This is a genomic window from Paraburkholderia adhaesiva, from assembly GCF_021390575.1.
Classification (GTDB): Bacteria; Pseudomonadota; Gammaproteobacteria; order Burkholderiales; family Burkholderiaceae; genus Paraburkholderia; species Paraburkholderia adhaesiva.
Map to the genome: position 1 here is coordinate 2,485,777 of NZ_JAJEJQ010000001.1, position 14,303 is coordinate 2,500,079.

15 protein-coding genes and 2 tRNA genes are annotated in these 14,303 nt (G+C 64.2%); 12 read left to right on the forward strand and 5 right to left on the reverse strand.

The genetic code is table 11. From position 1 onward, the window contains the following. The first annotated feature begins 94 nt into the window (after positions 1-94). Positions 95-1,567, forward strand: coding sequence for an NAD-dependent succinate-semialdehyde dehydrogenase (locus tag L0U80_RS11250; protein ID WP_233864111.1), 1,473 nt, complete (start codon positions 95-97; stop codon positions 1,565-1,567). Between the two features lie 122 nt (positions 1,568-1,689). Beyond that, positions 1,690-2,364 (forward strand): LysE family translocator, encoded by a 675-nt coding sequence (locus tag L0U80_RS11255; protein WP_233864112.1) that lies wholly within the window; start codon positions 1,690-1,692, stop codon positions 2,362-2,364. Between the two features lie 114 nt (positions 2,365-2,478). Here L0U80_RS11255 and L0U80_RS11260 read toward each other — a convergent pair whose 3' ends face one another. Next, complete coding sequence (locus tag L0U80_RS11260; protein ID WP_233864114.1) at positions 2,479-2,760, reverse strand: hypothetical protein; 282 nt, start codon at positions 2,758-2,760, stop codon at positions 2,479-2,481. Between the two features lie 1,321 nt (positions 2,761-4,081). Here L0U80_RS11260 and L0U80_RS11265 point away from each other — a divergent pair. The 5 genes from L0U80_RS11265 (at position 4,082) to trmB (ending at position 6,641) form a co-directional block, all read left to right on the forward strand. Beyond that, positions 4,082-4,402, forward strand: a complete 321-nt coding sequence (locus L0U80_RS11265; protein WP_233864119.1) for an EthD family reductase — start codon at positions 4,082-4,084, stop codon at positions 4,400-4,402. A 48-nt stretch (positions 4,403-4,450) separates the two neighbouring features. Beyond that, entirely contained in the window at positions 4,451-5,014 is a 564-nt protein-coding gene (locus tag L0U80_RS11270) for a YggT family protein (protein ID WP_233864120.1), read from the forward strand. 119 nt (positions 5,015-5,133) lie between these two features. Further along, positions 5,134-5,208: transfer RNA gene (locus L0U80_RS11275), tRNA-Gly, on the forward strand. Positions 5,209-5,383: 175 nt separating this feature from the next. After that, positions 5,384-5,593 (forward strand): hypothetical protein, encoded by a 210-nt coding sequence (locus L0U80_RS11280; protein ID WP_233864121.1) that lies wholly within the window; start codon positions 5,384-5,386, stop codon positions 5,591-5,593. A 271-nt stretch (positions 5,594-5,864) separates the two neighbouring features. Then, positions 5,865-6,641 carry a tRNA (guanosine(46)-N7)-methyltransferase TrmB gene (gene trmB, locus L0U80_RS11285; RefSeq protein WP_233864122.1) on the forward strand — a complete coding sequence of 259 codons (777 nt, stop codon included), beginning with the start codon at positions 5,865-5,867 and terminating at the stop codon, positions 6,639-6,641. A gap of 50 nt (positions 6,642-6,691) precedes the next feature. Here trmB and L0U80_RS11290 read toward each other — a convergent pair whose 3' ends face one another. The 3 genes from L0U80_RS11290 to L0U80_RS11300 all read right to left on the reverse strand — a co-directional run bounded on the left by L0U80_RS11290 (position 6,692) and on the right by L0U80_RS11300 (position 8,576). After that, positions 6,692-7,540: an undecaprenyl-diphosphate phosphatase gene (locus L0U80_RS11290; protein ID WP_233864123.1), complete on the reverse strand. Its 849-nt coding sequence runs from the start codon at positions 7,538-7,540 to the stop codon at positions 6,692-6,694. A 90-nt stretch (positions 7,541-7,630) separates the two neighbouring features. Further along, positions 7,631-8,218 carry a DUF1439 domain-containing protein gene (locus L0U80_RS11295; RefSeq protein ID WP_233864125.1) on the reverse strand — a complete coding sequence of 196 codons (588 nt, stop codon included), beginning with the start codon at positions 8,216-8,218 and terminating at the stop codon, positions 7,631-7,633. A 55-nt stretch (positions 8,219-8,273) separates the two neighbouring features. After that, positions 8,274-8,576, reverse strand: a complete 303-nt coding sequence (locus L0U80_RS11300; RefSeq protein WP_233864127.1) for a YkgJ family cysteine cluster protein — start codon at positions 8,574-8,576, stop codon at positions 8,274-8,276. A gap of 208 nt (positions 8,577-8,784) precedes the next feature. Between L0U80_RS11300 and hemN the strand changes: the two genes are divergently transcribed. The 4 genes from hemN (at position 8,785) to L0U80_RS11320 (ending at position 11,754) form a co-directional block, all read left to right on the forward strand. Continuing rightward, positions 8,785-10,170 (forward strand): oxygen-independent coproporphyrinogen III oxidase, encoded by a 1,386-nt coding sequence (gene hemN / locus L0U80_RS11305; RefSeq protein WP_233864129.1) that lies wholly within the window; start codon positions 8,785-8,787, stop codon positions 10,168-10,170. 119 nt (positions 10,171-10,289) lie between these two features. Then, positions 10,290-10,374 (forward strand) — tRNA-Leu (locus tag L0U80_RS11310). Positions 10,375-10,704: 330 nt separating this feature from the next. Next, the gene (locus L0U80_RS11315) at positions 10,705-11,409 is read left to right on the forward strand and encodes a pseudouridine synthase (RefSeq protein WP_233864131.1); all 705 of its coding nucleotides are present in this window, start codon (positions 10,705-10,707) and stop codon (positions 11,407-11,409) included. Between the two features lie 159 nt (positions 11,410-11,568). Next, a complete protein-coding gene (locus L0U80_RS11320; RefSeq protein ID WP_233864133.1) occupies positions 11,569-11,754 on the forward strand; it encodes a hypothetical protein in 186 nt (61 codons plus the stop codon). 34 nt (positions 11,755-11,788) lie between these two features. Here the strand turns inward: L0U80_RS11320 and L0U80_RS11325 are convergent, their stop codons facing one another. Then, a complete protein-coding gene (locus L0U80_RS11325; RefSeq protein ID WP_233864134.1) occupies positions 11,789-12,910 on the reverse strand; it encodes an NAD-dependent epimerase/dehydratase family protein in 1,122 nt (373 codons plus the stop codon). Positions 12,911-12,991: 81 nt separating this feature from the next. On the opposite strand from L0U80_RS11325, the gene L0U80_RS11330 reads away from it, so the two are divergent. Then, positions 12,992-14,023, forward strand: coding sequence for a CDP-6-deoxy-delta-3,4-glucoseen reductase (locus L0U80_RS11330; RefSeq protein WP_233864135.1), 1,032 nt, complete (start codon positions 12,992-12,994; stop codon positions 14,021-14,023). The last annotated feature ends 280 nt before the right edge of the window (positions 14,024-14,303 follow it).

Sequence of the window (14,303 nt, forward strand, 5' to 3'; positions counted from 1 at the left end):
GGCCAGGTCGAAACGCGACGCGCATTGGGCGCGGCGCGTTTCGACAGGCGATGCGGCGGCTGCCGCGTCGCCCACGCACCCTGGAGGCACGAAGATGATTTTGTCCGCAATGGAGCGTCTCACGCAGCTGAAGGACCCCGCCCTCTTCAAGACGCGCGCCTACATCGACGGTGAATGGAGCGGCAGCCCGACGGACTTCGCCGTGCTCGACCCCGCCGACAACGCCCAGATTGCACGCGTGCCCGACTTCGGCGCGGACGAAGCGCGGCGCGCGATCGCCGCCGCGAACGCGGCCCTGCCCGCGTGGCGCGCGAAAACGGGCAAGGCGCGTGCAGCCATCCTGCGCCGCTGGTTCGACCTCGTGACCGAACACGCCGACGATCTCGCCGCGATCATGACGGCGGAGCAAGGCAAGCCGCTTGCCGAAGCGCGCGGTGAAGTCACCTACGGGGCATCGTTCCTGGAATGGTTCGCCGAGGAAGCCAAGCGCGTGAACGGCGACGTCCTCGCGAGTCCGGCCGCCGATAAAAAGTTAGTCGTCCTGAAGCAACCGATCGGCGTCTGCGCGTCGATCACACCATGGAATTTCCCGATCGCGATGATCACGCGCAAGGTCGCGCCCGCGATCGCGGCAGGCTGCACGATCGTCGTGAAGCCCGCCGAGCAGACGCCGCTTTGTGCGCTCGCGCTTGCCGAACTCGCGCAGCGTGCGGGCGTGCCGCGCGGCGTGTTCAACGTCGTGACCGCCGACGCCGCGAATTCGATCGAAATCGGCAAGGTGCTCTGTGAGAGCGATCTCGTGCGCCATCTGTCGTTCACCGGATCGACGCCGGTGGGCCGCATCCTGATGCAGCAATGCGCACCGACGGTCAAGAAGATCGCACTCGAACTCGGAGGCCACGCGCCGTTCATCGTGTTCGACGATGCCGACCTCGATGCGGCCGTCGAAGGCGCGGTGATTTCGAAGTATCGCAACGCGGGCCAGACCTGCGTCTGTACGAACCGCTTCTACGTGCAGGATTCGATCTATGAGGCGTTCGTCGAAAAGCTCGCAGCGGCGACGCGCAAGATCCGCGTCGGCAATGGCTTCGAGGCGGGCGTGACGCAGGGTCCGCTGATCGACGACGCAGCAGTCGAAAAAGTCACGCAGCACATCGGCGACGCGACCGCGAAAGGCGCGACGCTCGTCACCGGCGGCAAGGTGCGCGAGGGGCGCTACGTCGAGCCGACCGTGCTCGCGAATGTCACGCGCGAGATGCTGATCGCGCGCGAAGAGACGTTCGGCCCGGTCGCCGCCGTGTTCCGGTTTAGCGACGAAGAAGAGGCGATTCAACTCGCGAACGACACCGAATTCGGTCTCGCGTCGTACTTCTACAGCCGCGACATCGGCCGCGTGTGGCGCGTCGCCGAAGCACTGGAGTACGGCATGGTCGGCATCAACACCGGGCTCATCTCCAACGAAGTCGGACCGTTCGGCGGCGTGAAGCAATCGGGGCTCGGGCGCGAAGGCTCGAAATACGGCATCGACGAATATGTCGAGCTGAAGTATCTGTGTATGGGCGTTTAGATACTGCAAATTCGCGATGGGCGCCGCCGTGACGAGGCCGCGGCGCCTGCTTCTGGTATTGTGGCGGACGCAACAAAATCCGGGCACGCCGCGCGGGCCCAAATAAACAAGAATCCGCTTCAATGCCTCACGTTTCCCTGCTTTCCGACGGTTTTTTCCTGTCGCTCTCGCTCTGTCTCGATATTGGCCTCGTCAACGTCGCGATCATCTCGCTCACGCTCTCACACGGCTTCAAGCCCGGCTTCTGGCTCGGCCTCGGCTCGTGTTTCGGCGATCTGATCTATGCCGCCCTCGCGCTCGCGGGCATGGCGGCACTGCTGCAGTTCAACGCGGTACGCTGGATCGTGTGGATCGGTGGCGCGGCCATTCTGCTGATGCTCACCTGGAAGATGGCGCGCGAAGCGCTCAATCCGGCGTCCGCGCCGCCCGTCGAGGGCACAGAGGATCCGACCTCGCCCAATCCCGATCCGTGGCGCAGCTTCGTGCGGGGGGTGCTGCTCGCGCTCTCATCGCCGAGCGCCATTCTCTGGTTTGCGGCCGTTGGCGGCGCGCTGATCGCGAAAACGGGGGCGACCACCGCAGGCGCGGCGGCTCTGTTTCTCTCGGGATTCTTTCTCGGCGGCCTGGGTTGGACGCTCTTTCTCTGCGGCCTCGCAAGCCACGGACGCAAACGCGCCGGTGCCGGCTTGCTACGCACGTGCCACGTGCTTTCGGCACTCCTGTTCGCGTACTTCTCGTATAGCGTGATCGTCCACGGCTATCGCGATCTGATCCTCCAGGGGGCGGGCGCCACCTGAAGCGCGCGGAACAACACCGTCACGCAACCCACAAAAGCAAACGGCGCAACGCGGCATAAGCCTGCATTGCGCCGTGACACTTGAGACGAGCAGGACCTGTCGCGGCCCACTCAATCAGCGGCGATACCAGCCGCGATGGTACCCGTGGTAGTACGGATGACCCCAGTACGGATGCCCCCAGTAACCGCCCACTACGACGGCAGGCGGCGGTGCATACACGACCGCAGGCGGGGCATAGACGACGGGCGGAGGCGGCGCATAGACCGGCGCATACACCGGAACCACGGGCGCAACCGGAATGCCGATACCGATGCCCACCGAAACATGCGCCTCGGCTGCGCTGACGAGCCCCACACCCAGCACAGCGGCAACGATAAACGAAACGGTCTTCTTCACTTCTCTTCTCCTGACAGCCAACAACGGCGCCAATCTATACATGGGGCACAGCCCACGGTTCAAATGTATCGAAAACGCCGTGCACTGGCGGCACCCATTTGTTGCAAATTGCAATCCCACTTTGGGCTTTGGCGACGCACGAACAAAGCAGCGCGACGCAACGTCTTTAGTAAAAGCTGACAAACGGGCTACTTCGAGGCTTGAATCGTCGTTCGCGACGACGTGCCGTAAAACTTGCTGACGAATCGGCGCGGCAAGACAAATCGCCCGGTAAAGTTTGATTACAAATTGGTTGAGGCCGGTGGCCGGAACAGCCCGTAAACGACGATGCCCGGTCAGGGACCGGGCATCAGGTCTTGACGCGTCCAGCGGCCACGAGCCGCTTTCCCGGCGTCATCCGACTTTGACGTAAGCGAACTCGCGCGTAACGCTTGGCGGCACGTAGGCACCGCTGATCTTCACTCTCGGTTTCAGGCGTTTTCTCTGATCCCACCAGCGGCGACGCTGAACTGGCGTGAGAAATCGCAGGTGTTTTCGGTATGCGAAGATGCTCATGTTGGACTCCCGAATCGGACTACCGACAGGAAACAGCGCACGACTGCAACAGCAAAACCGAAAGCATGGAGCTTATTGTGCGCAAAATTGGGGACGCCGACCGCGGTGTTGCGAGATAGCCGCAAGCACCCCCTTATTGCCCTCAAATCGCCGATTGCGACGGGCCCTGGCCATCGCGTTGCATCGCTCCTCGCGCCAACCCTGCGACATCCGCGAGTTGTCCACGCCGCGCGGATACCCGCCACGCGACACCCTGTGTCGCGCCTGTATTCGTTTTCGCACGCAGTGCGCGGTGTCCGCGCGCTTCACCTGCCTGCCAGCCGGTATAGGCCATCATGTCTTTCTGTGCCTGGCCAACCGCCGTGTCGCACCCCCGCCTTTGCCTTTGCGGCCTGACCGCGGACCTGCCATCGCGTACGCCGCAGTCCTCGCCGTGTGTCCCGATCCGTTTTAGCCGCACCGGTTGCCGCGCTTCAGTACGGCAGCAAACACTGCGCGCGTCGTCATGCTTCCTCTGCGCCATGCGCGCGCCCTTCCTTGACCGGGGGCCCGACACAGCAACACGGCGACGCGAATCAGCAGAACCACTTTAGCGGTTTGCAGGAAAAGGCGTCACGCCGGCGCCTCCATGCGGCGCACCGGCGCGACAGCCCGCTCCGAACCGCACAGCGCCGGCAAAAGCCGTGGTAATGTGGCAACGGCGCGCGCGCCGCCGGGACCACACGACGCGCGCTTCAGGATTCACGGCGAACGTCGAGAACGCACAATGATCAAAGTCAGCATCCTGTACCCCTACCGCGAAGACGGGCATTTCGACTGCGAGTACTACAGCACGCGGCACATGCCGCTCGCTGCGCACTTGTTCGGCGATTCGCTCCGCGGTTGGTCGGTCGATGTCGGCATCAATGCCGGGCCGCCGGGCACGACCCCTCCATACGTCGCCGCGGGACATTTCCTGTTCGACACGATCGACGCGTTCTACGCCGTATTCCAGCCGCATGCAAAAACGCTTCTCGACGATATTCCCAACTACACCGACGGCGGCAATGGCACGATCCTGATCAGCGAAATCAAGGTATCGGTCTGAGTCCGACAACGCTACCGCGGTACTAACCACACGAAGGAAAAGACACCGATGTTCGGCGATATCGCCCGTTTTCTGCTCAGCACGATCTTCACGCTGTATGGCGCCGCGCTACTCCTGCGCGCGTGGCTTCAGTTCGTCCGGGTGCCGGCCTACAACGCGGTGAGCCACGCGGTGCAACAAGTCACCAACTGGCTCGTGCTGCCGTTGCGGCGCATCATTCCGGGTTTTCGTGGCATCGACTGGGCGAGTATCGTGGCGGCGCTGCTTGCGGCCATCGTCTACGTGTTGCTGGCGGTCTGGCTCGCAGGCATCGATCCGTTCGGCGCGTTGCCGACGCTCGCCCTCGTCGCCGTGCTGACAGTCGTGAAGTGGGCGCTCAACCTGCTGATCTGGCTGACGATCCTGATGGCGCTGCTGTCGTGGCTCAATCCAAACTCGCCGGCCATGCCGGTGCTGTTCCAGCTGACTGCGCCGTTCCTGAATCCGCTGAGGCGCATCCTGCCCCAACTCGGCGGACTCGATCTTTCGCCCATCCTGCTGTTTGTAATCGTGCAGGTGCTGCTGATGGTGGTCACGCGCGCGGCTGTGTCGCTTACGCTTTTCGGAATCTGAGCGCGGTAAGACGCGGTGGTCTGGGCGACGCATGACCGCCGCGGCTCAATTAAACCGGTCCGTCTGACGGCACCGCCGATTGCACAAGCCGACGAAATCCGCGTAAAATGGCGCGCTCTGCGGGCGTCGTATAATGGCTATTACCCCAGCTTCCCAAGCTGGAGACGTGGGTTCGATTCCCATCGCCCGCTCCACATCGGCTTGCCAGTCTTGTGCCTGGACGTCGCACGGTCACTCCAGGTTGTCCTGATTCCCTCCCGTCGTACGCCCCAGCTCCGGCTTCTGCCGCGCACCGGCCTGCCATCATCCGCTCTTGAACGACTCGCCTTGCGCACGCCGTAGGGACCGTCAACGATGGAACATTTCTTCATGCCTCGTCGGCGCGCACTTGCGCTGATCGTGCGCGTCCGCAACGACCTGCTGGCGAAGGCCGCGGAGCGACTACCGTCGGACGCCCAGCCGCTTTACGACGACGCCGCCAAACTGGAGCGCCTGTTGCTGGACGTCCGCGCGTGCCGCATCGACGAATTCGAACTGCATCGCCCGACGAAGATCCATGTGACGATCTCCGCGTACTGAACGCCGGGGCGTCCGGGCGCCGCCGAACGGTCCGGCCCGCGCTGCTATAATGCGCGTCGTTTTCAGCGTCCAGGCGCGCTCGCAGTACGGTAATCATGCGAGACCCGCACGGCCCGATCTGCGACACATCTGCAACACGCCAGAGCGCAAGCCAGCGTCGCCAACTGAACCCGACCCCGTTTCAGGCAGACACGAACGCTACGCTCGCCGGACCCGCAGCGCCTCGCCGTCCGGCGCAGTACGCGCTGCCCTCACCCTGCCATTCTCGACAATGATTCACGATCCAAACGACGCAGCCCCGCCCGACTGCCTGCCGCCCGCCTCATCGGACGAGCCGCACGAAGCGGCCACCGACGCACCCGGGGACGCCCTGCACCTGCGCCGTATCCGCAGCTTCGTAACGCGCGCGGGCCGCGTGTCGACAGGCCAGCGCCGCGCGCTCGACGAACTCGGTCCGCGATTCGTCGTGCCGTATGCACCCGCGCAGCCCGACTGGAACACGGTCTTCGGCCGCCAGGCGCCGCGCGTGCTGGAGATAGGCTTCGGGATGGGGGCAAGCACGGCGGAAATCGCCGCATTTCGACCGAACGACGACTTTCTTGGTGTCGAGGTTCACGAACCGGGCGTCGGCGCGCTGCTCAAGCTGATCGGGGAGCACGATCTCACGAACATCCGGATCATCCAGCACGACGCGGTCGAAGTGCTCGAACAGATGATTGCGCCCGCAAGCCTCGACGGCGTCCACATCTTCTTCCCGGACCCGTGGCACAAGGCGCGCCATCACAAGCGCCGCCTGATCCAGCCGAAGTTCGTCGAACTGCTCGTATCGCGCATGAAACCGGGCGCCTACCTGCACTGCGCGACCGATTGGCAGAACTACGCGGAACAGATGCTCGAAGTGCTGGGCGCTGAACCCGCGCTCGTCAACACGGCCACCGATTACGCGCCGCGCCCCGACTACCGTCCGGTGACGAAGTTCGAGCGCCGCGGCCTGCGCCTCGGCCACGGTGTGTGGGATCTGGTGTTCCGCCGCCGCGCGCAGGACTGATATTTCTTCGCAGAATGAAAAACGGGGCGCTGAAAGCGCCCCGTTTTCTTTCAATCGCCCCACCCGAGCCCGTAGCCGTAACCGAGCACGAGAATCACGAGACCGAACGCGATCCGGTACCAGGCGAACGCCGTGAAATCATGCGAGGCGACGAAGCGCAGCAGCCAGCGCACGCAGAGGAACGCGCTCACGAACGCAGCAACGAAGCCGATTCCGAAGAGGCCGAGCCATTCGATCGATAGCGTCTGCCAGCTCTTGTGCAGTTCATAGACGGTGGCGCCGAAAATCACCGGTATCGCGAGAAAGAATGAAAACTCGGTTGCGACGCGTCGCTCGAAGCCGAACAGCATCGCGCCGATGATCGTCGAGCCCGAGCGCGACATCCCCGGAATAAGCGCGAAACATTGCGCGCAACCGACTTTGAATGCGTCGATGGGCGAGATTTCGTCGATCGAGCGCACGCGTGGAAGCGCCTGTGCTGCCGGTGCGCCGGCCCGCCGCGGACGCCCTTCCACCCACAGAATGACAAGGCCGCCCGCGACCAGTGCGAACGCCACAGGCACCGGTGCGAACAGCACCGACTTGATTGCCCGCTCGAACAACAGTCCGAGCACGACGGCCGGCACAGTCGCGACGATCACATTCAACGCGAACCGGCGAGCGTCCGGCCGTGTAGGCAGACCGGTAATCACGCTGCCGATCTTGCGGCGAAATTCCCAACAGACCGCGAGAATCGCGCCGAACTGGATCACGACAAAGAAGGTCTTCGCGAAGTCTCCCTCGAAGTCGAGCGCGCTGCCCGTTACGATCAAATGCCCGGTGCTCGAGACAGGCAGGAACTCGGTCAGCCCTTCGACGACGCCCAGTATCAAAGCCTTGCAGGTCAGCCACCAGTCCATCCGTTCTCCTTGCCGAGATTCGCGCCGGACCGGGCACCTGCCACATGACGCACGCCGGCCGACGGCTGCGCGCGGCGGCGTCTCGTCGATTCATTTCTCGACGATCTGCACGCGTATGCCGTTTGTAAGGATCGTGATTGTACCGGGTTCGTAGCTAACGCCCGCAAATTGCAGTTGCTCGGGCTTGAAGGTGTGGATGGGATAGTTGTCGAGCAGCTGCGTCGCAGCGAGCGCCGCCACTGCGCCGACCTGCTGTCCGTAAGCCGCGGCGGCGCCCTGCATGTCGACGCGGTCGACCGAGGGCGACTTCAGCACGACGGAGCGGCTCGCGCTATCCCAGGCCAGTTCGCTTGACAGCGTGAATACACCGCTGACCGGCTGACCGATAAGTGGACTCGCAAGTTGCGCGTCGAGCCGCACCGCGATGCGGTTGCGATCGGGCTCCAGCATGACGACGGGATTCGTGAGCGAAACGTCGAAGAGCTGCTGCATCTGCCGCCGGTACGGGAACTTGCGCTGGACCGCGTCCTGCACCTGCTGCTGCGAGAACGTGTAGTGATCGGGAATGAACGGAAAGATCCCCGTCGCACACGCGCCTACCGATATGGCCGTACCTGCTGCAGCACAGGCTGCGAGCAGGAAGGCGCGCCGGGAAACGCGCTTTGCGGTGTGGGTCATGCGAAATCTCCATGATGAACGGCACGCGGCCGCTTGAACGGAACGTGGAACGATGTCATACGCGGCGCAACGGTTGCGTCTCGGCTTCAAGCCGCGTGAGCCAGCGAATCGCCTCCTCGCGCGACGCGCCGCACATGTCGGCCTGCGGCTGCAGTCCGGAACAGCACGCCGGACGCAACGGCGAGCCGAAGATCGCACATTGCAGATCGTCGCCGAGTTGCACGCAGCGTACGCCCGCGGGCTTGCCGTGCGGCATGCCAGGGATCGGACTCGAAATGGACGGCGCGATACAGCACGCGCCGCAACCGGGGCGGCACGCGTGACCGGGCACGTCGAAGGGGGAACCTGCACTCACCATCTGCTTCCTGAAACTGTCGATACATTCCGCCGCCGATCGGCGGACCGAGGCATTGTGCCATCCATCAATGCGACCTTTTTACACAATCGCGCCAGGGCACGGACTCTTAAACTAGATCAACATGGCGCCAGAAAATTCGTCGCCCGATGCGCGGCACGCTCCGGCGTCGGGAACAATCTTACGGCGCGCAAACCCAAGAGAGCCCCGCATGAGCGACGCCGATCTTCTGTTCCGCCCCGACCTCCTCGCCAAATACGGCGCGAACGGTCCACGTTATACGTCCTACCCAACCGCTCTTCAGTTCCGCGATGATTTCGACCCGGCCCTCTACCGCCGCGCCGCAGCCGATCCCGGCGCCGCAGATACCGACCTCTCGCTCTACTTCCACATCCCGTTCTGCGACACCGTCTGCTTTTATTGCGGCTGCAACAAGGTAATCACGAAGAATCGCGCCCGTGCGAAACCGTACCTGAAGCAACTGCTGCGGGAACTGGAAATGCAGGCCGCCCTTTTCGACACGAAGCGCCCCGTTTCGCAACTGCACTGGGGCGGCGGCACCCCCACCTTCCTGTCGGTCGAAGAGATGAGCACGCTCATGGCCGCCACGCGCGAGCACTTCGCGCTGCGCCCGGACAGCGAAGGCGAATATTCGATCGAAATCGATCCGCGTGAAGCGTCGCCGGCGACGATCGCCCATCTTCGCGGGCTCGGCTTCAACCGCATGAGCCTCGGCGTACAGGATTTCGATCCGGTCGTGCAACAGGCGGTCAACCGTATCCAGCCGCTCGAAATGACGGTCGACTGCATGAACGCGGCGCGCGCGAACGGTTTTGAGTCAGTCAGCGTCGATCTGATCTACGGCCTGCCGCATCAGAGCGTAAAAACGTTCCGGCGCACGCTCGAAACGATCCTCCTGCTCGCACCCGACCGGCTCTCCGTGTTCGGCTACGCGCACATGCCGCATCTGTTCAAGATGCAACGGCAGATGGACGCAAGCACGCTTCCCTCGCCGGCCGAGCGGCTAGCGCTGCTGCAGCTCGTGATCGAGCAGCTCACCGATGCGGGCTACGTCTACATCGGCATGGATCACTTCGCGCTGCCCACCGACGAACTAGCGCTGGCGCAGAAGCAACGCACGCTGCATCGTAATTTCCAGGGCTACAGCACGCGCGCGGATTGCGACCTGATCGCCTTCGGGGCCTCGGCCATCGGCAAGGTCGGCGACGTCTATGCGCAGAATGCGAAAGACCTGGTGAATTACGGCGGCGCGATCGAAGAAGGGCGTCTCGCGATTGCGCGCGGCGTACAACTTTCCGCCGACGACCGCCTGCGCCGCGACATCATCACCGAACTGATGTGCAACCTCGAATTGCGCTTCGACGAATTCGAAGCAGCGTACGGCGTGCGGTTCCTGAGTGCGTTCGCCCCCGAAATGGAGCGCTTGTACGAGTTCGAGCAGGACGGCCTCGTCGCGCGCAGCACAAACCGGCTGGAAGTCCTGCCGGCCGGACGCATGTTCGTGCGTAATATCGCGATGGTTTTCGACCGGTACCTCGGTGCACAGAACACGGAGCGGTACTCCCGCACTGTTTGACCGGTTCTGCGGTGGCGGTTGCCGGGGCGGCCGAATTGCGTCATAATTTAAGGCTACTTCACCGCTAGCCCCCGTATATGGTGGCCGATCGCGAAAAGCGATAAAGCGCGGTGAAGAATGCCTCGGTGGTGAAATTGGTAGACGCGCCGGACTCAAAATCCGGTTCCGAAAGGAGTGCCGGTTCGATTCCGGCCCGAGGCACCATCAGATATCCTGGCGACGCCAAGAAAACCCCGCAAAGGCCCGTCCTGCGGGGTTTTTTGTTGCCGGCACCGGCCAGTAACATCACTTCTCCGGTCTGGTCCATCGCATGCTGTAACCTTGCGCGCGAGCTCGGCCATCATCCGCGTTGCCGCCCGTCGATTCACCGGCGCGTTGTCTTGATCAGGCGGTTCGCGGGCACAGGTCTGCGATGCTTCGCCTCGCGCTATGCCATTGGCCCGAACGACGCCGCGCGTTCAGCGACGGCAGTGCTCAAGCGCAGCGGCCTGTGCCAGTTAGAATGCAGCCGTTCGACGCCGTCCGCCGCTCCTCATGAATCTCGAAAGCATCCTCTTTTCCCAGGGCTTCGGCTCGCGCCGCCAGTGCCGCACGCTCGTCACCGACGCGCGCGTTGTCGTCGCGGGTACGCCCTGCACCGATCCGCTCGCGTCATTCGACACAGCGGGGCTCACCTTCAGCGTCGACGGCGAAACCTGGCCGTTCCACGAACGCGCGTACCTTGCGCTGAACAAGCCTGCGGGCTACGAATGCTCGCGCGATCCGCAGCATCATCTGAGCGTGTTTCATCTCCTGCCGGCGCAGTTCGCAACGCGCGGCGTGCAATGCGTCGGACGGCTCGATCAGGACACGACCGGCCTGCTGCTGCTCTCCGACGACGGCCAGTTCGTCCACGCGTTCACGTCGCCTAAACGCAAAGTCCCCAAGGTATACGTCGCAACGACCCGCCATGCACTCGACGATGCCCAGCTCGATGCGCTGCGCGCAGGCGTCCTGCTGCACGGCGAGCGCGAGCCGATCGCTGCCGTCGCCGCCAGCGCGCGCAGCGAGCGCGAGCTGGAACTCACCGTCCTCGAAGGCAAGTACCACCAGGTCAAGCGCATGGTCGCCGCCGTCGGCAATCGTGTGGAGGCGCTTCATCGCGAGCGGATCGGGGGCCTCTCGCTGCCTGCGGAACTGGCGCCGGGCGCGTGGATTTGGCTCGATGCAGCCAGAATCAACGCGCTGCGCAACGGCTGATCGGCGTAGCGCGGCATCGCACCCTGCCGCGCCAGTGTGCGGTACCGCGCCGATGCGCCCATGTCGCCTCGTATTACGCCGCGCTGCAGCATGCCCTTCCCGACCTTGCGCCCTATACTCGTTTAAACAATGATTACAAGCAATGCAAGGAGGGACGGCATGATCATCGGCGGATTCGCAATCTCAGCCGTGTTGATGGCGTTCGTGGGTCTCGGGGCCATTCTGATTGGCACCATGCTGGTATCGATGCACTTGCGGCATCAATACCAGCCGAACCTGATCGGCGCCCTCATCGGTGCCCTGTGCTGCTTCCTCCTGCTCGAGGCGCTGCCGGCCATCACGTGAACGGCACGCTTGCGCCATGCCGCCCCGCCCGCGCTCAAGGGCGAGGCGGCAGCGTGCGCAGGAAGTCGTCGACATCCGGATAGCGCAGCCGTATCCCCAATTCCCTCTTGAGCCGGTCATTCGTGAGCCGGCGCGACTCCCGCATGAACGACAGCAGCACCGGATCGAGCTGACGCTCGGCCTCGGCGCGGCTCACGCGCGGCGCGCGCGCGACGCCGAAGGCGTCGGCGACGCGGTCGAACCAGGCCCCCATCTTGAGTTCGCTGTCGTCGGATGCGTGGATGACGCGGCCCGGACGCCCGTGTGTCGCGAGGCGCACCATGATCGCGGCAAGGTCGTCGGCGTGAATGTGGTTCGTGTAGACGTCGTCGTGCTCGACGAGCGCGGGCGTGCCCTTCGCGAGCCGCGCGAGCGGCAGGCGGTCGGCCGCGTAAATGCCCGGAATTCGCGCGATCTTTGTCACGAGCGAGCCTCGCGTGGTCGCGCGACGCAGGACCCGCTCGGCCGCCACGCGGCGCTTCGCGCGCGCGTTGGCGGGCCGCACGGGGCGCGTTTCGTCGATGAGCGCCCCTCCGCAATCGCCATAAACGCCAGTCGTGCTCGCGTAGACGACCGTCAACCGGCCAGGATACGCGCGCCGGGGCCCGGCAGTACGCTCGGGTACAATAGAAGGCGTTTTGCGGCGTGCCGGCAGGGGCGTCGCGCGCGGGCCAAAGGCCGGTCGCAGAGGGCCTGATAGGGCTTTCGGGCGCGTGTCGTGCGTGGGCGCCGACATCCGCAAGCGCGGGCTCAACGCAATATTCGCACGCAGCGCGCGCCGTCCTCCACCGGCCGGACGCGCGGCAACGCGACGGCGTGCCGTCAGCTTGGCGATCAACCTGCGCGTCCGCGTATCTTCATCGCCCGATTTCTGGGGCGGCGCGAGATGCAGGACCACCGACGCGAGTCCCGCGAGACGCGTAAGATCCGCGGGCACGTCGAGGTCGCCGATCATTGGTATCGTGCCCGCCTCGCGCAGCGTGGCGACGCGCGCCGGTTGGCTCGTTAGCGCGAATACGCGCGCGCGGGAACGCAAAAGCGCGGCACAGCGCAAGCCGATGTCGCCGCAACCGACGATCAAAACGCGCGCACGGCGCAAGGTTCGTGTCGCAATCATGGTGGACCCATTTTAAGCCGTCGGCGCTCATCACAGGCGTCGTTACGGATTACCGATTACGGACTCACACTTCACTCGAATATGGCTTTTAACGTAACGCTCAAGCAAAGCGGCCGGCAATTCCAGGTCGAGCCGGACGAACCCATCCTCAACGCCGCGCTGCGCCAGGGCATTGGCCTGCCCTACGGCTGCAAGAACGGCGCATGTGGATCGTGCAAGGGCAGCGTCGTCAGCGGCGAAGTCGAGCAGCACGCGCACGCGGCATCGGCACTCGCGAACGATGAGAAGACGCGCGGCATGGCCCTCTTCTGCTGTGCGAGCGCGCAGTCGGACCTCGAAATCGATATCCGCGAAGTGGCGGGCGTCGGCGACGTGCAGGTGCGCAAACTGCCCACGCGCGTCGCCTCGATCGCTCGCGCGGCCGACGATGTCATCGTCGTGAAGCTGCAATTGCCCGCGAACGAGCGCCTGCAATACCTCGCGGGCCAGTACCTCGAATTCATCCTCAAGGACGGCACGCGCCGCAGCTACTCGATGGCGACCGCGCCGCACGAGGAAGGTCCGCTCGAACTGCACATCCGTCACATGCCGGGCGGCAAGTTCACCGACCACGTCTTCACGCAGATGAAGGAGCGCGACATCCTGCGCTTCGAGGCGCCGCTCGGCACGTTCTTCCTGCGCGAGGATTCGGACAAGCCGATCGTGCTGCTCGCCTCGGGCACCGGCTTCGCGCCGATCAAGGCGATCGTCGAGCATGCGGTCCACAAGAAGCTGAACCGCCCGATGACGCTCTACTGGGGCGCGCGCCAGAAGAAGGACCTGTACCTGATGGATCTCGCCGAACAATGGGCTTCGGCGATCCCGAACTTCCGCTTCGTGCCCGTGCTCTCCGAACCCGCAGCCGGCGACAACTGGACTGGCCGCACGGGCTTCGTGCACCGCGCCGTGATCGAAGATCTGCCGGACCTTTCGGGTTATCAGGTGTACGCATGTGGCGCCCCGGTGATGGTGGAATCGGCGCAGCGCGACTTCTCGCAGCACCACGGCCTGCCCGAAGGCGAGTTCTACGCGGATGCGTTCACGAGCGCAGCAGACCTCGCGAATCCGGTCTGATTCGGATTTTCCGGGCATTTCCGGCACACCGCGCAAGGCGGCCGTCATGAAAAATTCTTCGGCCGTCTGCGAATTGCCGGTTTACAGCGCGGTTCGGCTTATCGTATTCTTGCGCCCATGAACCGCATCCTGTCCGCTCTCCGACGTCGCCGCTTGCCCGAATAGGGCCTGGCTTCGTTGGCGGACGCGCGTCTGACACCCACGCGCATGGAGTTCGAGTCACGAAAGCCACGGCCAGCCGTGGCTTTTTGTATTTCCGGCCGCCTCATTGCGGCACCTT